This window comes from Mycobacteroides sp. H003, assembly GCF_001440135.1.
Taxonomy (GTDB): domain Bacteria; phylum Actinomycetota; class Actinomycetes; order Mycobacteriales; family Mycobacteriaceae; genus Mycobacterium; species Mycobacterium gwanakae.
Map to the genome: position 1 here is coordinate 115111 of NZ_LJYL01000010.1, position 25744 is coordinate 140854.

Consider the following 25744-nt stretch of genomic DNA (forward strand, 5'->3'; position numbering starts at 1 on the left):
CGGCAGGTTCCATGGAGCCGGCACGACGGGCCGATACGCTGCTCGCGTGTCGGTACGTGGTCAGTGGCTGAGTTCGTCGCTGTCGCATCTGCATGATGACGAACGTTCCTCGGCCCCGCTCAATGAGCGCGAGCTCACCGCCATGAACCGAACTCGGCTGTTCGGCGCGACGGGAACCGCCCTTATGGCGATTGGCGCACTCGGCGCCGGCGCGCGTCCGGTGATCCAAGACCCGATCTTCGGTGTTCGGCTACTCAACCTGCCCTCGCGCATTCAAACGGTGTCACTGACGATGACGACAACCGGCGCGGTGATGATGACGCTGGCCTGGCTGATGCTGGGTCGATTCGCCATCGGCAGCCTGCGCAACAAAGGTCCGGACGGGCGTCCGGATGGAACCAGAGGCCCGGTGCGCAGGATGTCCCGCGGCCAACTGGACCGGACCCTGCTGCTCTGGATTCTGCCGCTGCTCATCGCGCCGCCGATGTACTCCAAGGACGTGTATTCGTACTTGGCCCAGAGCCAGATAGCGCGCCTGGGCAAGGATCCCTACACCGAAGGACCAGCGGTCGCCCTCGGACTGGATCACGTGTTCACGCTGTCGGTACCCAGCATGTGGCGAGAAACACCTGCCCCCTACGGTCCCTTGTTTCTGTGGATCGGCAAAGGCATCTCGCGGCTCACCGGCGATGACATCGTCGCCGGAGCACTGTGCCATCGGATCGTCGAACTGCTCGGTGTGCTGTTGATCATCTGGGCAACACCACGTTTGGCCCAGCGCTGCGGCGTCGCAGAAGTCAGCGCGCTGTGGCTCGGCGCCGCGAATCCGCTGCTGCTAATGCATCTGGTCGCCGGAATCCACAATGAAGCGCTCATGCTGGGCCTGATGCTGGCCGGCACCGAGCTGGCCATGCGCGGTGTCGACTCGACACGCCCCCTCATCGGGGTGCGTACCGAATGGGCGACCTGGGTACCGCTGGCCAATCTGCTGGCCGGCACGGTGCTGATTACCGCGTCATCACAGGTCAAGCTGCCTTCGCTGTTAGCGCTGGGATTCGTCGGCATGGCGCTGGCGCGCCGGTGGGGCGGCGGCGTGCGCGGGCTCTTCCAGGCCGGAGCATTACTGGGCACCATCACCGGCGCCTGCACGGTTCTCATCGGATTCGCCAGCGGACTCGGGTTCGGCTGGGTGTTCACACTCGGCACCGCCAACGCCGTCCGCAGCTGGATGTCTCCGCCCACGCTCGTCGCGCTGGGCACCGGGCAAGTCGGCATCCTGCTCGGCCTCGGCGATCACACCACCGCGATCCTGTCCCTGACCCGCGGCATCGGTATCGGCATCATCGGTATCGCGGTGTCGTGGCTGCTGCTCGCGGTGCTGCGGGGGCGCCTGCACCCCGTCGGCGGGCTCGGTGTCGCCCTGGGCATCACCGTGTTGCTGTTTCCGGTCGTCCAGCCCTGGTACCTGCTGTGGGCGATCATTCCGCTGGCCGCGTGGGCCACCCGCCCCGCATTCCGCGGGACGGCCATCGGCATCACCCTGCTCGTGGGCATTTTCGGGCCCACCGCCAACGGTGACAGATTCGCCCTGTTCCAGATCATCGACGCCACCGTGGCCAGCGCGATCATCGCGCTACTGGTCATCGCTATCACGCACGACTATCTGCCGTGGCGTCGGCTGCCTAACGGCGACAAAGACGCGCCGCTTACGCTGACTGACCGTGACGCAACCACCGACAAGGACCGCGCCGCCGGTGCGGATGCGGTCGGTGACGAAGCGATACGGGACAACGACAGCACTCCACAGCCTCGACCTTGAGGTAGAGCAGGCCCAGGTCTTCGCGCTGCTCGGCCCCAACGGCGCCGGAAAGACAACGACCGTCGAACTGTGCGAGGGCTTCCTGCATCCCGACGAAGGCACCGTTGAGGTGCTGGGCATGGATCCGGTCGCGAAGAACTCGGCGGTGCGCGCGCGTATCGGCGTCATGCTGCAGGGCGGCGGCGCCTACCCCACCGCCCGCGCCAGCGAGATGCTCGGCCTTGTCGCCTCATATTCAGCCAATCCCCTTGACCCGCAATGGCTTCTAGACACGCTGGGGTTGACCGACGCCGCCCGCACTCCGTATCGGCGGCTGTCCGGAGGACAGCAGCAGCGCCTCGCGCTGGCGTGCGCACTGGTGGGCCGGCCCGAACTGGTCTTCCTCGACGAGCCAACAGCCGGTATGGATGCCCATGCCAGGTTGGTGGTGTGGGAACTCATCGACTGCCTGCGTCGTGACGGCGTGTCGGTGGTGCTGACCACGCATCACATGAAGGAGGCCGAGGAACTGGCCGACCAGCTCATGATCATCGATCACGGTGCTGTGGTGGCGGCCGGTACACCGTCGGAACTGATGCAAACCGGCGCCGAGAACCAGCTGCGCTTCTCGGCGCCACCACGACTCGACTTGACCCTGCTCACCTCGGCGCTGCCGGAGGGATACAAGGTGGCCGAGGTTACGCCCGGCGAGTATCGCGTCGAGGGCGTGGTCGATCCGCAGGTACTGGCGACGGTGACCGCGTGGTGCGCCCGGATGGATGTGTTGACCACCGACCTGCGCGTGGAGAAACGCAGTCTCGAGGATGTGTTCCTGGAATTGACCGGCAGGGAATTGCGATGACCGACACCACACCCCGTTTCGACCCGGGAACGTTCACGCCGGATCCGCGTGCCAGCGCAGTGCACACCATGCTCTTCGCGCAGTTCTGGCTGGAGCTCAAGCTATTGCTGCGCAACGGCGAGCAGTTGCTGCTGACCATGTTCATCCCGATCACACTGCTCATCGGGCTGACCTTGCTGCCGCTGGGCCAATTCCCCGGCTCGCGTACCGACATCTTCGTGCCCGCCATCATGGCGCTGGCGGTCATCTCCACCGCCTTCACCGGGCAGGCCATCGCCGTCGGGTTCGATCGCCGTTACGGCGCACTGAAACGCCTGGGCGCCACCGCATTACCGGTGTGGGGCATCATCGCCGGCAAGGCGCTGGCGGTGGTGACGGTGGTGGTCCTGCAGGCCGCTGTCATTGGCGCCATTGGTGCCACGCTGGGCTGGCGCCCGCATCCGGTCGGACTACTCCTCGGCGCGGTGCTCATCGCTCTCGGCACCGCGACATTCGCGGCGATGGGACTGCTCCTCGGCGGCACACTGCGCGCGGAAATCGTGCTCGCCCTGGCGAATCTGCTGTGGTTCATCTTCGCCGGACTCGGCGCGTTGACCCTGGAGGACGGTCGCACCACCGATGCGATCCCCCACTCCGTGGTGCTCTTGGCGCGGCTGTCGCCCTCCGGTGCGCTCTCGGAGGCACTGGCCGCAGCCATGACGCTTTCGGTGGACTGGTTCGCGATCGCCGTGCTCGCTGTGTGGGGCTCGCTCGCCGGATACGGTGCGCTGCGCTGGTTCCGGTTCACCTGAGCCGATGAGATCGGGGCTTACCACCGGTCTATACCCGTATGTCCCATGCCAAGCCTCTGCCCCCGATTGCCTCCCGTAACAAGTGGCTCGAAGCGAGCGCCGAGTTGTTGGTCCACGAGAAGGCCGCAACGCGAGCCCTCGATGATCTGGCCGCTCGGCGTCGCCGGATGCCGATGGTCGCGATGCCCGGCGGTTACACGTTCACCGGCCCCGGCGGCGAGCTGTCACTACCGGATCTGTTCGACGGGCGCGACCAGCTCATCGTGTACCAGTTCATGGACAACGGTACCGACGACTTCTGCTCCGGGTGCGCCTCGGTATGCGACAACATCGGCAGGCACGAGCATCTGAACGCCCGCGGGACCAGCTTCGCGGCGGTGTCGGACATGCCGTATGCACAAATCAACGCCTTGAAGCACCGCATGCAGTGGTCGTTCCCGTTCGTGTCATCCCGTGAGACGACCTTCGCCGAGGATTGCGGCGCCGGGAGCGGATTCGGCATCAGCGTGTTTCTGCGCGACGACCACACTGTGTATCAAACCTACTTCAGTACGGACCGGGGCGGGGACAAGATGCGCCTGGACTTCACGCTGCTCGACCTCACACCCTATGGCCGTCAGGAAGATTGGGAGGACTCCCCCGATGGCTGGCCGCAGACGCCGCCCTATCAGTGGTGGCGCTTGCACGACGAGTACTAGCAAAGGCCCCGTACGCTCCCCCCATGGCAGATATCGCGGCAGCCCTGGATCGCTTCGTGGCTGCCTTCAACACCAATGATCTCGACCTGGTGATGGAACATTTCGCCGAGGACGCCGAATACCTGCCAGGGGATGGATCACGCCACGTGGGTCTCACCGCCATTCGCCGTGAATTCGAACCCCAGTTCCGGGGCGCCTATGGCGCGATGACATTCGATGAGCACGACCGGATAATCGACGCGGCCGCACGTAAGGCCACCATCCGATGGACCTGCCGACATGACATCCGCGGGCGCCGGTCCCCCGCGCCACTGCTTGGGTTGGCGACCCGCCTGGTGGCCATTTTCTGCCCCCGATTTGGCTGGGAAGGCTTGGATGTCTTTCACTTTGACGTGCACGGCAAGGTCATCGGCAAGTACTCGTACTCCAACTACGTACTTCCGCGAATCAGCCGCAAACTCGGCTAGTCGGCGGGTGGGCCCACTTTTGCCGCCGGCGACCCGTCAGCGAGGAGTGGCTCGCAACGCCCGATACGCGGCCCGACCGACGATATCGGCCAGGTCCGTTGCGGACCATCGTGTTTCGGGGCTGAGCATCAACCGTATGGCCCCCTCACTGATCGCCAGGAGGGTTTCAACCAGCGGCGGCAAAACAAAATCGACGTCACGAACCTGCCACCGCTGCAGCAGAGGCCGCATGACTTCGCAGATCTGTGTCCGAATCTGCGCCCGGCCCTGCGAAATAGCTTCGGCAAGAACAGGATCCGACTGCGCTGCGGCGATGATCTGCCACGAGGCAGGGCGCGCGGCAACGTCGCCGAGCAGAGCTGCGAATCCGTCGACGAACATCTGCTCAACGGAGCCCGTCCGCTGGGGCGGAAGGATTGCCCGGAGGCTGGCGAGCGCCAGCCGCGTTTCGCGTTCCAGCAGTTGCGTCAGCACTTCATTTCGCCCGTTGTAGCAGGCATACACAACGGGGCGGGTGACACCCATGCGCGTGGCGATGGCAGCCATCGTCACATTCGCCACGCCCTGTTCAGCGGTGATCTGCAAGGCGGTATCCAGGACGTGCGCCCGCCGCCGTTCCGGTCCGAGATGTTCGGCCCGGGTGCGCGGATTCGTCGAGGCTGGCGGCGCAGTGACGGTGTCCTCCTACGGCTGGCCCGGCTATTGCAGATACACGTTGGCGATGATGAGCACCGGCCAGGCGACGATTTCTCCCAGCATAGAGAAGAGCTTGTCCAATCCGGTGAGTTGTTCGAGGTGTCCCCGATGAGTCAGGGCCCAGACAAACCCGATCACCACATACGGCAATCCAATGACTAGCGCCAGATAGACAAGCTGGCGGATGCTGAGGCGACGGTCGAGCAGGTCCTTAATCACGGTGTGTTCCTTCCGAATCATCCAACGGTGCCGAGAATCGGCTCGGACTCTCTAATTCCCTCGTCGCTGGGAGGCTGTCCCTCTCCGAACACGCGGGCCTGCTGCCTTTCCCGGAGTTCTCGATGCGCCCGGCTCGGAATCTCGTAGCCGTAAAGTTCCTGAGCCTCCCTGGGCGTCATGGTTATCGAGCTTTTCGGCGGTACCGACAGCAGAACACGGGCGCCGATGGGCACAGTGGCCGGCGAGATCAGGCGGAGCAGGATCAATTGCAGCCGCTTACTCATGCTGATCGCGGTGAACGCGGCGCTTATCGGTGGCACGATGGCCGCGTCAAGCAGGGGCGCAACGCTTAGCCCGGACATCTCCCGCATCCACCGAGGCATGGTCGCCAAGGTGCCCCGGCGCAAAAACCAGGTGATCACCCTGGTGAAGGGCCGCAACAGCAGCGGCATCGGCGGCAGCATGACCTCCGCGCTGAGCAGGTGCCGCATCGCCTGCCTCGCGATGTCCGAGCCGATGAGCTGTGGCCGCATCTTTTCGAAGTACTCGCCTACCCCCTCACGTGTTCGGGGGATATCACCCGGATCGCACGTCTGCAGTTCCGCGGCACGGGCGCATTCACTCCAGAACTGCGTTTCTTCGTTGCGGGAGAGCCGCCCTGGGCCGTACTTCTCGTAGGCAAGAAGAATCGAATGCCAGGCTGTCAGGTGGATCCACAACTGCGATTCGGGATTATTCGCGTCGTAGTTCTCGCCGGTGACGGGATCGACGCCGATGGCCTTGGAATGAATCTTCACCAGCACATCAGCGGCCTTGGCTGTAGACCTGCTGTCGTCAAAGGCCACCATCGCGAAGTACCGCAGCGTTCGGTCGTAACGAGTCCGTGGCCTCGAATAGATCTCGTGCGTCTTGTCCACGGCCGCGATCAATCCGGGGTCAAGTTCCTCGATCACCACGGCACGCTGAAATCCGATGGACAGCGACGTCGGGTAGCTCCACACACGCCAGGAGACCGATTCGGGGCCGAAGAAGCCGTAGTCCTCAGCAGGTTCAACCTTCGGTAGTGACAGCCAATCCCGGATCACACTCACAGGCCCGCTCCCTCTGCGCCGAATTCCTACGTGATGTAGGAATTTCATACACAGCGTAGGATTCATCACGGGACTGCTTACGTCAAGAGGACAAGCGCCAACTGGTCGATCCATCTGCCCGAACCCCTCGCCAGCACCGGATCGGCAGTGATTACTACAATGCGTAGTTGGCGGTGGCATAGACTCATCGCGTGTTATATCGGGCGTTTTTGCGGGTAGTCGATCTGCTGCCGATGCCGAGCCTGCGCACGCAGCGACTCATCGCCGCGGCGGTCGTGCTGACCCAGGGCGGAATCGCTGTGACCGGCGCCGTGGTTCGGGTCACCGCCTCGGGCCTCGGATGCCCGACCTGGCCGCAGTGCTTCCCCGGAAGTTTCACCCCGGTCGCCGTCGCCGAAGTGCCCCGCATCCACCAGGCCGTCGAATTCGGCAACCGGATGATCAGTTTCCTGGTGGTGATCACCGCCGCGTTGGCCGTCCTTGCGGTAACACGTGCGCGCCGCCGCCACGAGGTGCTCGTGTACGCCTGGCTGATGCCGGCCTCGACCGTGCTGCAGGCTGTCATCGGTGGCATCACCGTATTGACCGGCCTGCTGTGGTGGACGGTTGCGATCCATCTGCTGGTGTCGATGGGCATGGTGTGGCTGGCCACGCTGCTCTACGTGAAGATCGGTGAGCCCGACGTCGTCTCCGACTTTCCGATGGTGCCCCCGCCGCCCGCACCGTTGCGCCGCCTGACCGCGCTGATCGGCGTGACCCTGGCCGCCGTCCTGGTGGCCGGAACGCTGGTAACCGGAGCAGGGCCACATGCCGGCGACAAAAGCGTCACGCGCGTAGTGCCCCGGCTACAGGTGGAAATCACCACGCTGGTGCATCTGCACGGCACACTGCTCATCGCCTACCTGGCGCTGCTGGTGGGGCTGGGATTCGGGCTCGCGGCCGTCGGCGTGACCCGGCCTATCTGGGTGCGCTTCACGGCATTGCTGGCGCTCACCCTGGCGCAGGGATTCGTGGGTGTGGTGCAGTTCTACACCGGCGTGCCAGCCGTGCTCGTCGCCGTCCACGTCGCAGGTGCGGCAGCGTGCACCGCGGCCACCGCCGCTCTCTGGGCGGCGCTGACCACCCCGGCGCTAGCCGCGTCGGTGCTGCCCCAGCGGGCCCAGGCCCAAACGCTCTAACGCCTCGTCAACACCGATTACGAACTTTCGTTGCGCCAGATCGCGCTCTTCGGTCTCCAGCTGACGCCAGCCCAGAGACGGCTCAACCAATTCCAGCTCCAACAGCCGTGGGTCGTCGTCGTGCACTCCACCGATCACGTCGACACGCGCATACAGCAGCTCGGCCATGGCGATGCCGGATTTGGTGGCCGCGGCAGCCAATGCCGAAGCGCCGAACTTCCACAGCGCCGAGGACGGTTTCACCGGCGCCAACCGCTCGGAGTGGAACAGGCCCGACTCGTCGACCTCGGCGGCAGCACCCGGCGGAGGTAGTAGCGCGCCCTTGGTAAACGCATGGGACGGTTCGCCGTTGAGGAAGACCAACGCCGTTTCGCCGTGCACGTCGACTCGAGGGTCGTAGGGCTGGATGAGAACGGTGCGGCCCTCGTCCTGCAGCGCCTCGGCATGATCACGGGCGGCTTCCGGGCACGTGAAACGCCCCGCGCCGCGCGAGCCTCCGGCCACCGCGGGCTTGATCACCAGTTCGCCGTCGGGCAGCACGACGGGCTCGTCGGGTGCGAAGAAGGTACTCGGAACCGTCGGAATACCAGCTGCGGCAAGATCATTCAGGTAACGCTTGTCGGTGTTCCAGCGCACCACCGGCAGTGGGTTGAGCAGGTTGCGCATCGACCCGGCCCATCGCAGGAACTCATCGAGGCGTTCGGGGTAGTCCCAGGTAGCGCGCAGGATCACCAAATCGGCTTGCGCGGTCTCCGGGTCATCCCAGGACAGCCAACGCGCGTGTAGGTCACGAACACGCAGTGCGGCAACAAGTTCAGCGTCGTCACCGTCACCGGAGACGAGTTGGGGGCAGCCGGCCAGAACGATGCGCGGATGGAAGATATCCGGCCGTCCCAGCCTTACGTCCGGGCGACCCACCCGGCCATCTTCTTGGCGTGGCCCGGTGCCGGGGTGGCGGTACTGACCAGCTCGCGGTCCCACTCCTCAACGGCCTCGATGCCTTCGACGGCCTCCACGGCGGCGTGCGCGGTCGCCAGGTCGGTAACCACCTGATCGCCGAGGATTCCGTCGGCGCCGACCAGGGTGATGCGAACACCCGCCTGCCCGATGGGCTGCAGCACTGCCTTGGTGGGCATGTGATGCGCCTTCACGAACGCCGTCAGTGCGCGATGCACGGTCGACGGAACGGACACCTTCCGCTGCTTGTCGGCGGGCTGGGCTTCATCGGTCATGTATAGAGCGTACGTGCCTGGATACTGGTACCCATGCGCGCCATCGAAGTGCCGGTGACCGGCGGACCCGAAGTGCTCACCCTCGTCGAAAAGACAGCTCCGACACCGGGCCCCGGCGAGGTACTCATCGACGTCGACGCGGTGGGGGTCAACTTCCGCGATATCTATCTGCGTAACGGCAGCTACGCCGCCCCGCTCCCCCACATTCCGGGATCCGAGGTCACCGGAGTGGTAAGCGCGGTGGGTGAGGGTGTCGAACACCTTGCCCCTGGCGACCGGGCCGCCAGCCCCGTGGCCGCCTGGGGGTACGCCGAATCGACCACCGCACCAGCCGATTACACCGCAAAAGTGCCCGAGGGCCTGTCTTCGGAGGTTGCCGCGAGCGCCCTGCTTCAAGGCATCACCGCCCATTACCTGCTCACCTCGGTGTACCCCGTCGCCGCTGGTGACACCGTGCTGGTGCACGCCGGAGCCGGCGGAATGGGCTTGCTGCTGACCCAGTGGGCGTCCCATCGCGGGGTCAGGGTCATCACGACCGTGTCGAGCGCGGCCAAGGAGAAACTGTCCCGCGAGGCCGGTGCCGCCGAGGTGCTGCCCTACCCGGATCCCACAGATCCGGCGGAATTCGCCGAGAAGATCCTCGAGCTGACCTCGGGTGAGGGTGTCGCGGTCGCCTACGACGGCGTCGGCAAGTCGACCTTCGAGGCAAGCCTGGCGGCAGTCCGGGTGCGTGGCCTGATCGCCCTGTACGGCGCGGCCAGTGGCCAGGTGCCGCCCTTCGACCCGCAGCGCCTCACCGCGAAGTCGGCTGTGCTGACCCGACCGACCATGGGGCATTTCATCCGCACCCCGGCAGAATTCGCCTGGCGCGCCGATGAGGTCTTGGACCTGGTGTCGCGCGGGACATTGAAGATCACCGTCGGAGCCAGCTATCCGCTGGAGCAGGCCGCCCAGGCCCACATCGACCTGGAGGCACGCAAGACCACCGGGTCGGTCGTCCTAGTGCCCTAGCAGCCCATTGCTGAACAACAGCGGCCAGCCGACCACCGAGTCGACCGCCAGGGCGCAGAAGACCACGGCCAGGTAGTTGTTGGACTGCAGGAACAACCGCAGCGGTTTGATCGGCTGCCCCTTGCGCACACCCGAGTACAGCTGGTGCGCCATCGCCAGGAACCAGACCCCGGCCAGGAACGCGACCGCGGCGTAGATGACACCTGCGGCCAGCGCGAGTGCCAGCGTGGCCAGCACCGTCAGCCAGGTGTAGATGAGGATCAGCCGGGTGACCTTCTCCTCGGTGGCGATCACGGGCAGCATCGGGACCCCCGCAGCCCGGTAATCCTCCTTGTAGCGCATGGCCAGCGCCCAGGTGTGCGGCGGAGTCCAGAAGAAGATGATCAGGAACATCACCACCGCCGGCCACTCAATGGTGCCGGTGACCGCCGACCACCCGATCATCACCGGCATGCACCCGGCCGCCCCACCCCACACCACGTTCTGCGCGGTGCGGCGCTTGAGCACCAGCGTGTAGATGAACACGTAGAAGGCGATGGTGGCGACGGCGAGCACGCCGGACAGCAGGTTGGCAGTCCACCATAGCCAGGCGAAAGCCCCCACGCCGAGCACGATCCCGAAGGTCAGGGCGTTGCGCGTGGTGACCGTCGATGTCGCCAGCGGCCGCCGCGCGGTGCGCTTCATGACCTTGTCGATATCGGCATCGGCCACGCAGTTCAGCGTGTTGGCGCTGGCCGCCGCCATGATGCCGCCGAGCAGCGTGTTCAGGATCAACAGCGGATTCACGTGACCGCGGTCGGCCAGCAGCATCGCGGGGATCGTGGTGACCAGCAGCAGCTCGATGACCCTGGGCTTGGTCAGCGCCACGTAGGCGAGGATTGTCGAAAGGAACGGGCCGCGAGCACGCGCGCCTTGCGTCTCTCGCATCCGCACCGCGCTGATCCTCCTGGGTAATTATCCGGTGAGCCAGCCGACCCGCGGCACTGAGCGCTCTACTACACACGATGGTAGACCGCCAGGGTCGCGCGTCGACAACCAAGGTCGGCCCCCGGAGGTGAACATAGGTTGTCCGCCACCGGACTATCACATTGCCTAGACGGCGTGACCCGGCCGTGAGGCAGCGGCGGGAAATCGGCAGCACTACGATGGGCCCCGTGACCGCGATCGACGAGATCCCGACCGATATCCCAACCCTCACCCGGGCCGACCACCCGGATGACTGGACAGACCTGGACTCGCGTGCGGTAGACACCGCACGGGTGCTGGCCGCCGATGCCGTGCAGAAGGTCGGCAATGGCCACCCCGGCACCGCGATGAGCCTGGCACCCGTGGCATACACGCTTTTCCAGCGTCAGCTGCGCCACGATCCCAGTGACCCCTCCTGGATCGGGCGCGACCGGTTCGTGCTGTCCTGTGGGCACAGCAGCCTGACTCTGTACCTGCAGCTGTACTTGGGCGGATTCGGCCTGGAACTCTCCGATATCGAGGCACTGCGCACCTGGGGCTCGTTGACCCCCGGTCACCCCGAGTACCACCACACCAAGGGTGTCGAGATCACCACCGGGCCGCTCGGCCAGGGCCTGGCCTCGGCGGTTGGCATGGCGATGGCCTCTCGGTACGAGCGCGGCTTGTTCGACCCCGACGCCGCGCCCGGGACCAGCCCGTTCGACCACTTCATCTACGTCATCGCCTCCGACGGCGACATCGAAGAGGGCGTGACCTCGGAAGCGTCCTCCTTGGCCGGTACCCAACAGCTCGGGAACCTCATCGTCATCTGGGACGACAACGAGATCTCCATCGAGCACGACACCAAGATCGCACTGAGCGAGGACACCCCCGCGCGCTACGAAGCGTACGGCTGGCATGTGCAGACCGTCATCAGTGGTGAGAACGTCACCGGCATCGAGGAAGCACTGGCCAACGCCCGTGCGGTCACCGACCGCCCGTCGTTCATCGCGCTGCGCACGATCATCGGCTACCCCGCTCCCACCAAGATGAACACCGGCGGCGTGCACGGCTCGGCGCTGGGGGCTGACGAGGTGGCCGCCACCAAGAAAATTCTGGGCTTCGATCCGGAGAAATCCTTCGACGTGGCCCCAGAGGTCATCGCCCACACCCGCGAGCTCGTGCAGCGCGGCAAGCAAGCACATGCGGAGTGGGACAAGGATTTTGACGCCTGGGCCGCCCGCGAGCCCGAGCGCAAGGCACTGCTGGACCGACTGGAGGCGCGCACCCTGCCCGAGGGCTGGGACGCCGACCTGCCGTCCTGGGAACCCGGCTCCAAGGGCGTGGCTACTCGCGCCGCGTCCGGCGACACCCTGTCAGCGCTCGGCGCCAAGCTTCCCGAGCTGTGGGGTGGCTCCGCGGACCTCGCGGGCAGCAACAACACCACCATTAAGGGCGCCGATTCCTTCGGCCCAACGTCCATCGCGACATCGGACTGGAATGCCCAACCATATGGCCGCACACTGCATTTCGGCATCCGCGAGCATGCGATGGGGTCGATCCTGTCCGGCATCGTGCTGCATGGCCCCACCCGCGCGTACGGCGGAACGTTCCTGCAGTTCGCCGACTACATGCGGCCCGCGGTGCGCCTGGCGGCTTTGATGAACATCGATCCGATCTACGTGTGGACACACGACTCGATCGGTCTCGGCGAGGATGGCCCCACCCACCAGCCGGTGGAGCACCTGGCCGCCCTGCGCGCCATCCCCAACCTCTCGGTGGTGCGCCCCGGTGACGCGAACGAAACCGCCTACGCTTGGGCGACCGTCCTGGAGCGCCAATCCAGCACCGGCCCAGTCGGTTTGGCGCTCACCCGCCAGGGTGTGCCGATCCTGGAAGGCACCAGCCGCGAGGGTGTGGCCAAGGGCGGCTACGTGCTGGAGGCAACCGATGGCCAGCCCGATGTGATCCTCATCGGCACGGGCTCGGAACTGCAGCTCGCCGTCGAGGCCAAGAAGATCCTTGCCGCCAAGGGAATTACGGCCTCCGTGGTGTCGTTCCCCTGTGTGGAATGGTTCGAGTCCCAGCCCCAGGAATACCGCGACAGCGTGCTGCCGCCGTCGGTGCGTGCCCGGGTGTCCGTGGAAGCCGGCATCGCGCAAGGCTGGTACAAGTTCGTCGGCGACGCCGGTCAAATCGTCTCACTGGAGCACTTCGGAGCTTCCGCTGACGACAAGACCTTGTTCCGTGAGTTCGGCTTCACCCCGGATGCAGTGGCTGCGGCCGCCGAAAGGTCCATCGCAGCAGCTCAATAACCCCGAATCAGGAAGGGATGAATCCCATGAGCACATCTGATCAGAACGCTAATCTCGCCGAACTGAGCGAAGCCGGAGTCGCCGTCTGGCTCGACGATCTCTCCCGGGACCGACTCAACTCGGGCAATCTCGCCGAGTTGATCGCGACCAGAAGCATCGTCGGGGTGACCACCAACCCTGCGATCTTCCAGGCCGCCCTGTCCAAGGGGCATGCCTACGACGCGCAGATCGCCGAGCTGGCCGAGCGGGGGGCCGATGTCGACTCGGCGATCCGCACCGCCACCACCGATGACGTGCGCGCCGCCTGCGACGTGTTGGCTCCGCAGTACGAAGCCTCCGAGGGCGTCGACGGCCGAGTGTCCATCGAGGTGGACCCGCGCCTGGCACACGACACCGACAAGACCATCCTGCAGGCGATCGAGCTGTGGAAGATCGTCGATCGGCCCAATCTGTTGATCAAGATCCCGGCCACCAAGGCCGGTCTGCCCGCGATCTCGGCGGTCATCGCCGAAGGCATCTCGGTCAACGTCACCCTGATCTTCTCGGTGGAACGCCACAAGGAAGTGATGGATGCCTACCTGGCCGGTCTGGAGGCCGCCAAGGAAGCCGGACGCGACCTCTCCAAGATCCACTCGGTGGCCTCGTTCTTCGTCTCCCGGGTAGACACCGAGATCGACAAACGCCTCGAGGACATCGGCAACGGTCAGGCACTGTCCCTGCGGGGCCGGGCCGGGGTCGCCAATGCCCGCCTCGCCTACCAGGCCTACGAGAAGGTCTTCGATCACGGTCACAGGTTCGCCGAGCTCAAGAAGGCCGGTGCGCGCGTGCAGCGTCCGCTGTGGGCCTCGACCGGAGTCAAGAACCCCGACTACGACGACACCCTCTACGTGGTGGACCTGGTGGCTCCGCACACTGTCAACACCATGCCCGAGAAGACGTTGGAGGCCGTTGCCGATCACGGCATCGTCACCGGCAACACCATTCACGGAACATATGACGGCGCGCACGCGGTCTTCCATGAGCTCAGTCGCGCCGGAATCGATCTGGACGACGTGTTCGAGGTGCTCGAGACCGAGGGCGTCGACAAGTTCGAGGTCGCCTGGAACGAGCTCATCGACGCCACCCAAGCCCAACTCGACGCGGTATCCACCAAGGAGTGAGCGTGGATGACGGTCTTCACACGAAAGGCTCATCCATGACTGACATTCTTCGCGCGAACGGCGCATCGGCGACAAACCCGTTGCGGGACAAGCGCGATAAGCGTCTTCCACGCATCGCGGGACCCTGCTCGCTGGTGATCTTCGGGGTCACCGGCGATCTGGCCCGCAAGAAGTTGATGCCGGCCATCTATGACCTGGCCAATCGCGGGCTGCTGCCACCGAGCTTCGCGTTGGTCGGGTTCGCCCGCCGGGACTGGGCCAACGAGGACTTCGGCCAGATCGTGCTCGATGCCGTGAAGGAACACTCACGCACCCCGTTCCGTCAGCATGTCTGGGACCGTCTCGCCGAGGGAATCCGGTTCGTGCAGGGCAGTTTCGATGATGACGCGGCCTTCGAGCAGCTCAAGAAGACCCTGCAGACGCTCGACGAAGAACGCGGCACCGGCGGCAATCACGCCTTCTACCTGTCGATTCCGCCGAAAGCATTCCCCACGGTATGCGAGCAGCTGTCCAAGTCCAGACTTGCACAGCCCGTGGACGGCGCATGGCGCCGCGTCGTGATCGAGAAGCCCTTCGGCCATGATCTGCAGAGTGCCCGCGAGCTGAACGCTGTGGTCAACGAAGTGTTCCCCGAGGAATCGGTCTTCCGGATCGATCATTACCTCGGCAAGGAGACGGTGCAGAACATTCTGGCGCTGCGGTTCGCCAACCAGTTGTTCGACCCGATCTGGAACGCCCACTTCGTGGACCATGTGCAAATCACCATGGCCGAGGACATCGGATTGGGCGGCCGCGCAGGCTATTACGACGGCATCGGGGCAGCACGCGATGTCATCCAGAATCACCTGCTGCAGCTGCTGGCGTTCACCGCGATGGAGGAGCCCATCAACTTCTCCCCCGCCGAGCTGCAGGCGGAGAAGATCAAGGTGCTCTCGGCCACCCGGCTGGCCGAGCCGCTCGCCGAAACCACTGCCCGCGGCCAGTACGGACCGGGATGGCAAGGCAGCCAGCAGGTTCCGGGCCTCTTGGAAGAGGAAGGCTTCTCCAAGACCTCAACCACCGAGACGTTCGCCGCCATCACCCTGGAGGTCGACAGCCGCCGCTGGGCCGGGGTCCCGTTCTACCTGCGCACCGGAAAGCGGTTGGGCCGCAGGGTCACGGAGATCGCGTTGGTGTTCAAGCGGGCACCGCATCTGCCCTTCGATTCCACGATGACCGAAGAGCTCGGCGCCAATGCGCTGGTCATCCGGGTGCAGCCCGATGAGGGCGTCACACTGCGGTTCGGCTCGAAGGTGCCCGGTACCGCGATGGAGGTGCGGGACGTCAACATGGACTTCTCGTATGAGCAGGCCTTCACCGAGGAATCACCGGAGGCCTACGAGCGGTTGATCCTCGACGTCCTGTTGGGAGAACCGTCGCTGTTCCCTGTCAATGCCGAGGTCGAATTGTCCTGGCGGATTCTGGATCCTGCGCTGGATTTCTGGGCATCAGAAGGCAAGCCGGACACATACGAATCGGGTACCTGGGGGCCGCAATCGGCCGTGGAAATGCTGGCCCGCAGTGGCCGGGAATGGAGGCGGCCGTGATCATTGATCTGCCCGACACCACCACCAACGACGTCAACAAAAAGCTGGTGGAGCTGCGCGAAACCGGTGGTGCGGTCACCATGGCGCGCGTCCTGACCCTGGTTGTCATCACCGACGCCGGCGATGACGTCGAAGAGGTCATCGAGGCCGCCAACGGCGCCAGCCACGAGCATCCGTGCCGCATCATCGTGCTGGAGCGCAATCCGCTGGCCCCCACCACCGGGCTCAATGCCCAGATCCGAGTCGGGGGTGACGCCGGAACCGGCGAGGTCGTCGTATTGCGGCTGCGCGGCCCTCTCGCCGCCCACGAGCACAGTGTCGTGATCCCGTTCCTGTTGCCCGATACACCGGTGGTGGCGTGGTGGCCCAACCAGGCGCCCGCCATTCCCGCGAAAGATCCGCTGGGACGTCTGGCGATCCGCCGCATCACCGATGCGACGACGGCACCAGACCCCTTGAACGCCATCAAGAACCGGCTCGCCGGATACACCCCCGGCGACACCGACCTGTCATGGAGCCGGATCACCTACTGGCGTGCGCTGCTGGCCTCGGCCCTGGATCAGCCACCGTACGAGGGCATCAACTCGGCAGTGGTATCCGGGCTCGCCACCGAACCCGCGCTCGATGTCACCGCGGGCTGGCTCGCCTCACGTATCGAAGGACCCGTCACCCGGCTGGTCGGCGAGCTCAAGGTGGAACTGCACCGGGACAGCGAGGTCGTCACCCTGAGCCGGCCGCAGACCGGGGCCATCGCGACCTTGGCCCGCACCGGGCGCCCGACAGCATCACTTCCGTTGCCGCGCAGAGAGACACGAGATTGCCTGGCCGAGGATTTGCGCCGCCTCGATCCCGATGAGATCTACCGCACGGCGCTTGAGGGAATCGCGAAGGTGCAATACCTATGAGTGAAACAATCATCGAAAAGTACGCGGATACAGACACTTTGGTGACCGCGGCAGGCGACCGGCTGGCATCGGCAATCGCCGGAGCCCTCGCCGAACGCGGCAAGGCGCTGATCGTGCTCACCGGGGGCGGTACCGGCATCGCCCTGCTCAAGCATCTGCGCGAGGTGGCCAGCGATCTCGACTGGGCCAACGTCCACGTGTTCTGGGGCGACGACCGGTACGTCCCGAAGACCGATCCGGAACGTAATGCCTGGCAGGCCTGGGAGGCACTGCTTGAGCATGTCGACTTCCCGCTGCGCAACATGCACGCGATGCCCAACAGCGAAAGCGAGTATGGCACCGACCTGGACGCGGCCGCACTCGCCTACGAGCAGCTGCTGGCGGCCAATGCCGAGCCCGGCCAGGACTGCCCGGCCTTCGACGTCCACCTGCTGGGCATGGGCGGCGAGGGGCATATCAATTCACTGTTCCCGCATACCGATGCCGTCAAGGAAACACACCGACTGGTGGTTGCGGTGCCAGACTCCCCCAAGCCACCACCGCAGCGGATCACGTTGACACTGCCCGCAATTCAGCGTTCACGCGAGGTGTGGTTGATCGTCTCCGGCGAGGCCAAGGCCGAAGCCGTCGCGGCGGCGATCGGAGGGGCCGATCCGATCGATGTGCCCGCGGCGGGCGCCAGGGGCACCGAACGTACCGTGTGGCTGCTGGACGAAGCCGCCGCGAGCCAGCTGAACTAGGCGCAGGCCCCAACCGGGCCCTCATGCGGCCGCGATCGGCCTACACCCTGTGCGTGGCGGTCTAGTTCTCGTTGCCCTGTCCCGCGGCGAAGAGCGCGTCCGGGTCTACGGACAGGCCATGCGCCGCCTGGGCCGATGTCGGAGCAGACAGCTGAGCTGGCGCACCCGGCGAGGGTGCGACGGCGGGTCCTGGCGCGGGCGTTTTCAGACGCTGCACACTGATCGCGAACTCCGCCACCGCATCCCGGATCGCTGCCGCATGCTCGTCAAGACGGTCCAAGAGCTGCGACAGCGTGCGGCCCATCTTGTTTCCAAGCTCGGAGGCATCCGCCACGGCGGAGGCGATCGTGGTCGCCACGCTGCCGCCCTGGGTGATGGGTGAGGCCGCCCGGGCCGCCGTGAACTCGGTAATGACGTCGTCCACATACCCTTCCACCCATTGCCCGAGCATGCTCCGGGTATGCGTGACCAGGTCCGTCACGACGTTGATGCGCTGATTGACATTCGCCGCGACGAGGCGCAGCTCCTGCAAAGCGTCATCGAGAGCACCTGCCGCCTCACCGAATCCTGTTGCGGCCGCCCCGCTGTGACCGTCGCCCAGCGCACTGAGCACCGCCGACAGTTCCTGTTGCACATTGGTGACATCGGCAATGCAATAGCGCCAGAAGGTGGCTTCGGCGGACGCCGCGACGGGGTCACCCCGCATCGCATTGAGCGGTTCTTCCAGGAACTGCACATGCTCGACCAGGAAGCCCAATCCGGCGTCATAGAGGCGAGTGAGCGGTTTCAGCTCGGCATCAAGGGTGTCCACCGAACCCTTCACCAATCTTCGTCATCGCGGCGACAGTCTGGTCCTCCGCCTCGGCGATCTGCCGAGCTTGATCGTGAAGGCGCTGTCCCGTCTCCACGATGACATCGCCGAGCGTGCGGACCGCGTCAGACAGCTCATCGATGCTTCCCCGCACCGACATCACGAAATCCGACGACACAGACCCCAGGTCCTGATCGCCGAGCCCCTCGCCGTGATGCTCGAGCAAGTACCGCACGGACTCCCCGGCGCTCTCGAGGTTCGCCGCCTCGTGCAACACCACATCGCGGTCAAAGTGGAAGGTCCCGCCCGGCTCATTGCTCATGTGGACGGTCCCAGATGTTCACCCTCCCCAAGGTGCCCCCCGTCCAGGTAGCCCTTGACGTAGTCCATGGCCGGTCCGTCACCGGTGAGGTCATGCAACGTGCTGTGGATCTGGCTGGCCGCATTGACCTGTGCCGCGGCGATAGTCCTGGTGATGATTGCCGACAGATCTCGCGCGTCCATCGACAGTGTGGACTCATCGAGATCCAGCGCCTCGATGCGGCCGCCGGACCCAACGGTCACCGCGACTCCCACATCATCCTTGGCGTGGCCGCGAACCAGGCCCACGGTCTGCTGCACGTACTGGGCGCGTTGCCCAAGAACCTCCAGGCGATCCTGGTACTCACGGATCCATTGGCGGGGGTCACCACGGCACTCCGACATGTCGAGGGGCTCCTTTCCTGGGGGTGCGGCCGGTGAAACGGGAACGTCCCCTCCGCGTCCCCGGTCCACCGACCGCTGATGGCACTCGTCGACTTCTGTGCCATACATAGAGATTGATGGTCCGAGGACATGAATCGGTTCCATGAATTTTGAAGAAATTTCTCGGCAAATAGATGAAACATCAACTACCAGCGAGAATATCTACCGCAGAGACAAAACAGCGGACTACCTGTGGAGTAGTCCGCTGCCGGTAAAACGTCGTTCCGCTATCCGCCGAGCTTGATCTCCAGCCCGACGCCGATGATCGAGATCACCCAAATAGCAGTGACGAAGTAGGTGAGCCGGTCCAGGTTCTTCTCCACCACGGTTGAACCGGAGAGGCTCGACTGCACGCCACCACCGAACAGCGTGGACAGACCACCGCCCTTCGCACGGTGCAACAGCACCAGCAAGACCACGAGCAAGCTCGTGATCACCAGGATGATCTGCAACGCCAATTCCATGGTGGGTAGCCTACCGGCTCGGTTCCGCTCACCTGCGCAGGGACTCCGTTCAGCTCACCGCCGAACTATCGGCCAGCCAGGTATTGCATTCCCACAGCCGATTCTTGAGCGAACCATGCCGCCACCATGCCTCGGCGTGCTGGTTGGAACCGTGGTCACGCGTCGGCTGCTGTCCGTCTCCGCGATCCTGGTCATTCCAGGCCAGGTCGAGTTCCTGCTGAGTGATGGTGCCACCACGTCGGGAGCCAAGGAACATTCCCGAGAAGCACTGGGCCTGCAGTTCCAGTCGTCGGGAGAGCTCAAGTCCCAGCGGTGAATCGACTCCGGCAGCGCGGCGCTGGCGCCAGTACTCATCCCACATCCCGCTGAGCTCCTGCGCATGGTGCCCATACTCGTGGGCGTAAACAGCCAGGTAGATACCGTCATGATTCCCATACCTGCCCGGAGGCACACCCACGATCGACATGTAGATGGTGTTGTTCGAGGGGCAGTAAAAGGCGGCCCTCTCCCTTCCGAAATATTCGCCTCCACAGGGCGAATCCACATAGTCTCCCGCCACTACCAACCCCGGCGACGACCACGGCAGGCTGTGCCCGTCAAGCAGCCGCCGCCACTCCGGATCCATGCACCCGCGAAGGTCGCGGTAGAAGGCGTCGGCGTGCGGGATGTCGAACGGCCATGTGCTCGTGGAGCACGGCGCATTCGTGAATCCCGCGTCCTGATTCCGAAATAACGGATTGTTGCCGAGCGCGAACACCGGCTTGGGGCCAGGAGGCGGCGGGGGCGCCGGTGCCGTGGTGGGCCTCGTCGACGATGAGGTCCACACGGCGGTACTGCGAACTGTGGTCGAGGGGTACTGCCACGTGGTTGTGGCTCGCATCGAACGGTCTCTATTCGGACGCAGTGCCCATACCGCCATCGTGCCCAGCACGAAAGCGACAACCAGAGCGCAACCTACGCCGGCGACGATCAGGCCGGTGTGAGACCCACCGTGCGCACCCGGCCGCGGTCCGTATCCGGTCGGCGGCAGATATACCGGACGCACCGGTGGCACTGGGTAGGCGGGCCGCGGTTGAGGCGCAGGGTATCCCGGCAATGGCGCAACGGGCGGTGGACGCCATCCACGCGGAGGTGGCGCCATCGGAGCCTGCGCGGGCGGCGGTAATGGTGTACCCCAGCCGGGCACCGGCCTGGATTGGTAATACGGCTGCTGCCCCATGTGGTCCGCCCCCTGAACACCTTCGGTGAATGCGCGCCAGCATATCGACCCTGACCTAGGGTTACCGCCGTGGGAGAGATGATTCGCGGGGCGGTGTTGCGGCTGTTGATCTGTTTAACGCTCGGTACCGGATGGCTGGTCGCGGCGACGCCTGCGCGCGCAGACGATCCCGCCGGCACCGTGGCGGTCGCCATGAACCTGGCCGAGGACGGCACGCTGCACATCACCGAAACCATCACGCCTGCCAAGGACCACGTGCTGCAACGTCGCCTGCTGCTCGACACGGCCGTCGAAGGCAATCGGGTACAGCATTTCGAAGTCGACCAGGTAGCCACTACCGGTGCCGCCCAGGCGATCTCGGACGGTAACGCGTTGACCGCCGTCGCTCACGGCCCGGCCACGATCAGCTACACGGTGCGCGGCGCTGTCACCGACATCGGTGATCGGCAACAGGTGTTGTGGCCCGTAGCCTCCGGATGGGACTCGGGACTGCGAAACGTCACGGCCTCGTTCGTGTCCCCGAGCACCAAACCCAGCTCTCCCGAATGCTCCGTGGGCGCACCAGGTTTTCAAATACGTTGTACCTCAGCGCAGGTCGATCACACCGGGGTAATCCGGCTTCAGCAGAACGAACTCCCACCGGATTCTGTCGTCGTCTTCAGTGTCATGCTGCCGGCCGGTACGGTCCCGGCCAGCGCCACCTTCACAACAATCCCCGGGGCGTCGGGGCCGTTCGCGCTGACGAGGTCGTCGATCACCGCGCTCACAGGGCTCGGTGGCACTGCGATCGCGCTAGCCGGCTGGGTGATTACCGCGCGCCGTCGTGATTCACGGGCCGCCGAAATGGCCATCGCCTTGGCCGATCCCCTCGTGCACGATGACAAGGGGGCACGATTCGCAGCACCGGACGGTGTCCTACCGGGACAGGTTGGCACCGTTGTCGATCTGCGTGTCGACGCTGTGGACCTCACCGCGACGATCGTCGACCTCGCGGTGCGCGGATACCTCTGGATCGCCGAAACAGACGGCCCCGGTGCACAGCTCGATTGGCAGATATCCCATCGCGCTCCGATGGATGGCCTACTGACCACATACGAGACCCAGCTGCTGAATATCCTGCTCCCCCAAGGCACCGAGACGGTCTTCGTATCTAGCTTCCAGACACCGGATTCCCGGCTGGATCTTGGCGGCATCTCCGACACGATGTATGCCGACGCCCAGCGCAATCGGTGGTTCCGCCGTTCGCCAGAACACGTTGGCTCCCTTACCCGTTGCGGGATCGGCGTGCTACTCGGCGGTCTCGTGATCACGGTCGCCCTGGCGCTGAGCGTCGGCAGCGCCATGATCGGTGTGGCGGTATGCGGCGTAGGAGCCGTCTTCGCACTGGCCGGAATGCTACTTCCGGTGCGGACGGCTCGTGGCCGGCTACTGGTAGCGCATGTGGCCGCGCTGCGCCGCTACTTGGGTGAGCTCAACATGGAGGACTTGGAGCCCACCGACCGGGAGATCATCCTCACCCGGGCGGCGCCCTACGCTGTGGTCCTGGGGCAGCTCGACGCATGGCTCAAAGCCATGGAAACACTCGATACCGCCGCAGACGGCTCACCCGGAATCGATTGGTACGAAACGACTTCCGAAGAACTCAACAAAACCACGGCGAACATCACCGCGAATCTGCCGACCTTCCTCACCATTCTGGACGGCGTGTTGGCGCGCGGCGCGCACCTACAGAACCTGCCGCAGAACTGAGTTAGAGCAGCGGGCCGCCCGCCGCGATCGCCGACATCTGGGCGAACTGCTCGCCATCCAACGAGGCGCCGCCCACCAGAGCGCCGTCCACATCTTCCTGCGCAACCAATTCGCCCACGTTCTTGGCATTGGCCGAGCCGCCATACAGCACTCGCACAGACGCTGCCACGTCGGCGTTGGCAATCTGCGCCAACTCGGCCCGGATCGCCGCACACACTTCCTGAGCGTCGGCGGCACTGGCCACCCGGCCGGTGCCGATCGCCCACACCGGCTCGTAGGCGACGACGACCTTCTCAACCTGCTCGGAGGTAAGCCCGGCCAGCGATCCCCGTAACGAGTCCACGTTGTATTGCACGTGGTCGCCCGCTTCGCGGATGTCCAGGGCTTCTCCGATGCAGACGATCGGCGTCAGACCGTGTTTGAGGGCCGCAGCCGCCTTGGCGGCGACCAGCGCATCGTCCTCGGCGTGGTACTGACGACGCTCGGAATGCCCGACCACAACGTACGTGACGCCCAGTTTGGCCAGAAATGCACCGCTGATCTCGCCGGTGTAGGCACCCGAGTCGTGTACCGACAGGTCCTGTGCGCCGTAGGTCAACCGCAGCTTGTCCCCGTCGACCAGAGTCTGCACGCTGCGGATGTCGGTGAACGGCGGAATGACCGTCACATCCACCTTGTCGAAATACTTGTCCGGCAACGAGAACGCGATCTTCTGCACCAGGGCGATGGCCTCGAAGTGATTGAGGTTCATCTTCCAGTTGCCAGCGATCAACGGCTTACGCGACATGCGATGCTCCTCTAGCTTTCGAGAACGTCGATACCCGGAAGCGTCTTGCCCTCAAGGTATTCCAGGGATGCGCCACCACCGGTGGAGATGTGCGAAAAGCCGTCGTCCGGCAGATCCAGCGCACGCACCGCGGCCGCCGAATCACCGCCTCCGACCACGCTGAACGCACCCTTCTCGGTGGCCGCGATGATCGCCTCGGCCACCCCTCGAGTACCCGCGGCGAAAGCCGGGAACTCGAAGACACCCATCGGACCATTCCAGAAGATGGTCTTGGCGTTCGACAGCACGGCCGTGAACCGCTTCACCGACTCGGGCCCGATATCCAGACCCATCTTGCCGTCCGGGATAGCGTCTGCAGCAACGATTTCCGAGGGTGAATCGGCGGCGAACTCGTCCGCTGCCACGATGTCCATCGGCAGGTGAATCACGTCGGCATAGGTATCCAGCAGCCGCTTGCACGTATCGACCATCTCCGGCTGCACCAGCGACTTGCCCACCGGCAACCCCTGCGCGGCCAGGAAGGTGAAGCACATCCCGCCACCTATCACCAGGCTGTCGGCCTTGGTGGCCAACGATTCGATGACGGCCAGCTTGTCGGAGACCTTGGACCCGCCGAGCACCACCGCATACGGGCGCTCGGTGCTGGCCGTCAGCACGCGCAGAACTTCCACCTCGGCGGCCACCAGACCACCCGCGTAATGCGGCAGCAGTGTCGCCACGTCGTAGACGGAGGCCTGCTTGCGATGCACCACGCCGAATCCATCCGAGACGAACGCACCGTCGGTACCCGTTGGGCCGCCGACCAATTCGGCGAGCTCCTGGGCAAGCGCTCGTCGCTGCGCGTCATCCTTGCTGGTCTCACGCGGGTCGAACCGGATGTTCTCCAGCAGCAGCACGTCACCGTCGGTCAGGCCTTCGGCACGCGCCAGCGCATCCGTCCCGACAACGTCGCCGGCCACCTGCACGTGCTGCCCCAGGAGTTCGCTGAGCGCCGCACCGACCGGAGCCAGGGACAGCTTGGGGTCCGGCGCACCGTCCGGGCGGCCCAGGTGCGCGGTGACGATGACCTTGGCCCCGGCACCCGCGAGCGCGCGGATGGTCGGGACCGAGGCCACGATGCGACCCGGGTCGGTGATGTTGAGATTGTCGTCGAGCGGGACGTTCAGGTCCGACCGGACCAGCACGCCCTTGCCCGAAACTCCCTCGGCCAGCAGGTCGTTGAGGGACTTGATCGCCATCGTTACAGCGACTTGCCGACCAGGCCGACCAGGTCGACGAGGCGGTTCGAGTAGCCCCACTCGTTGTCGTACCAGGAGACCACCTTGGCCTGGTTGTCGATCACCTTGGTCAATCCCGCGTCGAAGATCGAGCTGTGCGGGTCGGTGACGATGTCCGAGGACACGATCGGCGCGTCGTAGTACTTCAGGATGCCTTTGAGCTTGCCCTCCGCGGCGGCCTTCATGGCGGCGTTGATCTCGTCGGCGCTCGCGGCCTTGGCGAGTTCCACGGTGAGGTCGGTCGCCGAACCGGTGGGGATCGGCACACGCAGGGCGTAACCGTCGAGCTTGCCCTTGAGCTCGGGCAGCACCAGACCGATGGCCTTGGCGGCACCGGTCGAGGTCGGCACGATGTTCAGCGCGGCGGCGCGGGCACGGCGCAGGTCGCTGTGCGGGCCGTCCTGCAGGTTCTGGTCCTGGGTGTAGGCGTGGATGGTGGTCATCAGGCCCTTGACGATGCCGAACTCGTCGTTGAGGACCTTGGCCAGCGGTCCGAGGCAGTTCGTGGTGCACGAGGCGTTGGAGATGATGTTCTGGCTGCCGTCATACTTGTCATCGTTGACGCCCAGCACGATGGTGATGTCCTCGTCGCTGGCGGGCGCGGAGATGATGACCTTCTTGGCACCGGCGTCCAGGTGGCCCTGCGCCTTCTCACGCTTGGTGAAGATGCCGGTCGATTCGACGACGACGTCGACACCCAGGTCGCCCCACGGCAGCGCCGCCGGGCCTTCGCGGACCTCGAGGGCCTTGATCTTGTGGTCGCCGACCACGATGGTGTCGTCGCCCTCCAGGCTGACGTCGTACGGCAGCCGCCCCAGAATGGAGTCGAATTTCAGCAGGTGGGCCAGGGTGGCGTTATCGGTCAGGTCGTTGACCGCGACAATCTCGATGTCGGTGTTGATCCCTTGAGCCTTCTGCGCGTCCAGTGCCCGAAAGAAGTTCCGGCCGATCCGGCCAAACCCGTTTACGCCTACCCGGACAGTCACGTAGCGCTCCCTC

Annotated in this window: 27 protein-coding genes; 13 read left to right on the top strand and 14 right to left on the bottom strand. The window is 65.1% G+C overall.

Annotation, left to right across the window (positions count from 1 at the left end):
• Positions 1-46 precede the first annotated feature (46 nt).
• From mptB to AOT87_RS06455, 5 genes are read left to right on the top strand one after another with little or no spacing between them, the layout of a single operon-like run.
• Complete coding sequence (gene mptB, locus AOT87_RS06435; RefSeq protein WP_057969103.1) at positions 47-1819, top strand: polyprenol phosphomannose-dependent alpha 1,6 mannosyltransferase MptB; 1773 nt, start codon at positions 47-49, stop codon at positions 1817-1819.
• Positions 1761-2660 carry an ABC transporter ATP-binding protein gene (locus tag AOT87_RS06440; RefSeq protein ID WP_044103927.1) on the top strand — a complete coding sequence of 300 codons (900 nt, stop codon included), beginning with the start codon at positions 1761-1763 and terminating at the stop codon, positions 2658-2660. Before mptB ends, AOT87_RS06440 begins: the two co-directional genes overlap by 59 nt.
• Positions 2657-3451, top strand: coding sequence for an ABC transporter permease (locus AOT87_RS06445; RefSeq protein WP_030093474.1), 795 nt, complete (start codon positions 2657-2659; stop codon positions 3449-3451). Before AOT87_RS06440 ends, AOT87_RS06445 begins: the two co-directional genes overlap by 4 nt.
• 38 nt (positions 3452-3489) lie before the next feature.
• A complete protein-coding gene (locus AOT87_RS06450) occupies positions 3490-4149 on the top strand; it encodes a DUF899 family protein (RefSeq protein ID WP_057969090.1) in 660 nt (219 codons plus the stop codon).
• 23 nt (positions 4150-4172) lie between these two features.
• Positions 4173-4616, top strand: coding sequence for a nuclear transport factor 2 family protein (locus AOT87_RS06455; protein WP_030093476.1), 444 nt, complete (start codon positions 4173-4175; stop codon positions 4614-4616).
• A gap of 36 nt (positions 4617-4652) precedes the next feature.
• Here the strand turns inward: AOT87_RS06455 and AOT87_RS06460 are convergent, their stop codons facing one another.
• From AOT87_RS06460 to AOT87_RS06470, 3 genes are all read right to left on the bottom strand, one after another.
• The gene (locus AOT87_RS06460) at positions 4653-5201 is read right to left on the bottom strand and encodes a TetR/AcrR family transcriptional regulator (RefSeq protein ID WP_232785662.1); all 549 of its coding nucleotides are present in this window, start codon (positions 5199-5201) and stop codon (positions 4653-4655) included.
• Positions 5202-5315: 114 nt separating this feature from the next.
• A complete protein-coding gene (locus AOT87_RS06465; protein ID WP_324612977.1) occupies positions 5316-5531 on the bottom strand; it encodes a hypothetical protein in 216 nt (71 codons plus the stop codon).
• 17 nt (positions 5532-5548) lie between these two features.
• Positions 5549-6622: an oxygenase MpaB family protein gene (locus tag AOT87_RS06470; protein ID WP_030093479.1), complete on the bottom strand. Its 1074-nt coding sequence runs from the start codon at positions 6620-6622 to the stop codon at positions 5549-5551.
• 191 nt (positions 6623-6813) lie between these two features.
• On the opposite strand from AOT87_RS06470, the gene AOT87_RS06475 reads away from it, so the two are divergent.
• Complete coding sequence (locus tag AOT87_RS06475) at positions 6814-7800, top strand: COX15/CtaA family protein (RefSeq protein WP_057967988.1); 987 nt, start codon at positions 6814-6816, stop codon at positions 7798-7800.
• Here the strand turns inward: AOT87_RS06475 and AOT87_RS06480 are convergent.
• Together AOT87_RS06480 and AOT87_RS06485 are read right to left on the bottom strand one after the other, a co-directional pair.
• Entirely contained in the window at positions 7753-8718 is a 966-nt protein-coding gene (locus AOT87_RS06480) for a hypothetical protein (protein WP_030093481.1), read from the bottom strand. The genes AOT87_RS06475 and AOT87_RS06480 overlap by 48 nt on opposite strands.
• On the bottom strand, positions 8700-9032 hold the full coding sequence (locus AOT87_RS06485) for a hypothetical protein (RefSeq protein WP_030093482.1): 333 nt from the start codon (positions 9030-9032) through the stop codon (positions 8700-8702). The genes AOT87_RS06480 and AOT87_RS06485 overlap by 19 nt, the downstream gene beginning before the upstream one ends.
• Positions 9033-9065: 33 nt before the next feature.
• On the opposite strand from AOT87_RS06485, the gene AOT87_RS06490 reads away from it, so the two are divergent.
• Complete coding sequence (locus AOT87_RS06490; RefSeq protein WP_057967987.1) at positions 9066-10043, top strand: quinone oxidoreductase; 978 nt, start codon at positions 9066-9068, stop codon at positions 10041-10043.
• Here the strand turns inward: AOT87_RS06490 and AOT87_RS06495 are convergent.
• Positions 10032-10970: a heme o synthase gene (locus AOT87_RS06495; RefSeq protein ID WP_057967986.1), complete on the bottom strand. Its 939-nt coding sequence runs from the start codon at positions 10968-10970 to the stop codon at positions 10032-10034. The two genes, AOT87_RS06490 and AOT87_RS06495, sit on opposite strands and share 12 nt — an antisense overlap.
• 218 nt (positions 10971-11188) lie before the next feature.
• On the opposite strand from AOT87_RS06495, the gene tkt reads away from it, so the two are divergent.
• Genes tkt through pgl form a run of 5 tightly spaced genes read left to right on the top strand, consistent with a single transcriptional unit; the run spans position 11189 to position 17694 of the window.
• The gene (tkt, locus tag AOT87_RS06500; RefSeq protein WP_109394815.1) at positions 11189-13303 is read left to right on the top strand and encodes a transketolase; all 2115 of its coding nucleotides are present in this window, start codon (positions 11189-11191) and stop codon (positions 13301-13303) included.
• 26 nt (positions 13304-13329) lie between these two features.
• A complete protein-coding gene (tal, locus tag AOT87_RS06505) occupies positions 13330-14463 on the top strand; it encodes a transaldolase (RefSeq protein WP_030093486.1) in 1134 nt (377 codons plus the stop codon).
• 35 nt (positions 14464-14498) lie between these two features.
• Positions 14499-16049: a glucose-6-phosphate dehydrogenase gene (gene zwf, locus AOT87_RS06510; RefSeq protein ID WP_057965933.1), complete on the top strand. Its 1551-nt coding sequence runs from the start codon at positions 14499-14501 to the stop codon at positions 16047-16049.
• Positions 16046-16954, top strand: a complete 909-nt coding sequence (opcA, locus tag AOT87_RS06515; protein ID WP_030093488.1) for a glucose-6-phosphate dehydrogenase assembly protein OpcA — start codon at positions 16046-16048, stop codon at positions 16952-16954. Before zwf ends, opcA begins: the two co-directional genes overlap by 4 nt.
• Entirely contained in the window at positions 16951-17694 is a 744-nt protein-coding gene (pgl, locus tag AOT87_RS06520; RefSeq protein WP_030093489.1) for a 6-phosphogluconolactonase, read from the top strand. Before opcA ends, pgl begins: the two co-directional genes overlap by 4 nt.
• A 61-nt stretch (positions 17695-17755) precedes the next feature.
• On the opposite strand, the gene AOT87_RS06525 is transcribed toward pgl, so the two are convergent.
• From AOT87_RS06525 to AOT87_RS06545, 5 genes are all read right to left on the bottom strand, one after another.
• Positions 17756-18505, bottom strand: coding sequence for a hypothetical protein (locus AOT87_RS06525; RefSeq protein ID WP_030093490.1), 750 nt, complete (start codon positions 18503-18505; stop codon positions 17756-17758).
• Positions 18492-18827 (bottom strand): hypothetical protein, encoded by a 336-nt coding sequence (locus AOT87_RS06530; protein ID WP_030093491.1) that lies wholly within the window; start codon positions 18825-18827, stop codon positions 18492-18494. The genes AOT87_RS06525 and AOT87_RS06530 overlap by 14 nt, the downstream gene beginning before the upstream one ends.
• On the bottom strand, positions 18824-19210 hold the full coding sequence (locus AOT87_RS06535) for a hypothetical protein (protein ID WP_030093492.1): 387 nt from the start codon (positions 19208-19210) through the stop codon (positions 18824-18826). Before AOT87_RS06535 ends, AOT87_RS06530 begins: the two co-directional genes overlap by 4 nt.
• A gap of 266 nt (positions 19211-19476) precedes the next feature.
• Entirely contained in the window at positions 19477-19713 is a 237-nt protein-coding gene (secG, locus tag AOT87_RS06540; protein WP_030093493.1) for a preprotein translocase subunit SecG, read from the bottom strand.
• Positions 19714-19762: 49 nt separating this feature from the next.
• Complete coding sequence (locus AOT87_RS06545) at positions 19763-20932, bottom strand: neutral zinc metallopeptidase (protein WP_057967985.1); 1170 nt, start codon at positions 20930-20932, stop codon at positions 19763-19765.
• Between the two features lie 78 nt (positions 20933-21010).
• Here AOT87_RS06545 and AOT87_RS06550 point away from each other — a divergent pair, with 78 nt between their 5' ends.
• Positions 21011-22681: a DUF2207 domain-containing protein gene (locus tag AOT87_RS06550; RefSeq protein WP_057967984.1), complete on the top strand. Its 1671-nt coding sequence runs from the start codon at positions 21011-21013 to the stop codon at positions 22679-22681.
• A gap of 1 nt (position 22682) precedes the next feature.
• Here the strand turns inward: AOT87_RS06550 and tpiA are convergent, their stop codons facing one another.
• From tpiA to gap, 3 genes are read right to left on the bottom strand one after another with little or no spacing between them, the layout of a single operon-like run.
• Positions 22683-23468, bottom strand: a complete 786-nt coding sequence (gene tpiA, locus AOT87_RS06555) for a triose-phosphate isomerase (RefSeq protein WP_057967983.1) — start codon at positions 23466-23468, stop codon at positions 22683-22685.
• An 11-nt stretch (positions 23469-23479) separates the two neighbouring features.
• On the bottom strand, positions 23480-24706 hold the full coding sequence (locus tag AOT87_RS06560; protein WP_030093497.1) for a phosphoglycerate kinase: 1227 nt from the start codon (positions 24704-24706) through the stop codon (positions 23480-23482).
• A 2-nt stretch (positions 24707-24708) separates the two neighbouring features.
• The gene (gene gap, locus AOT87_RS06565) at positions 24709-25731 is read right to left on the bottom strand and encodes a type I glyceraldehyde-3-phosphate dehydrogenase (protein WP_030093498.1); all 1023 of its coding nucleotides are present in this window, start codon (positions 25729-25731) and stop codon (positions 24709-24711) included.
• Between the last annotated feature and the right edge of the window lie 13 nt (positions 25732-25744).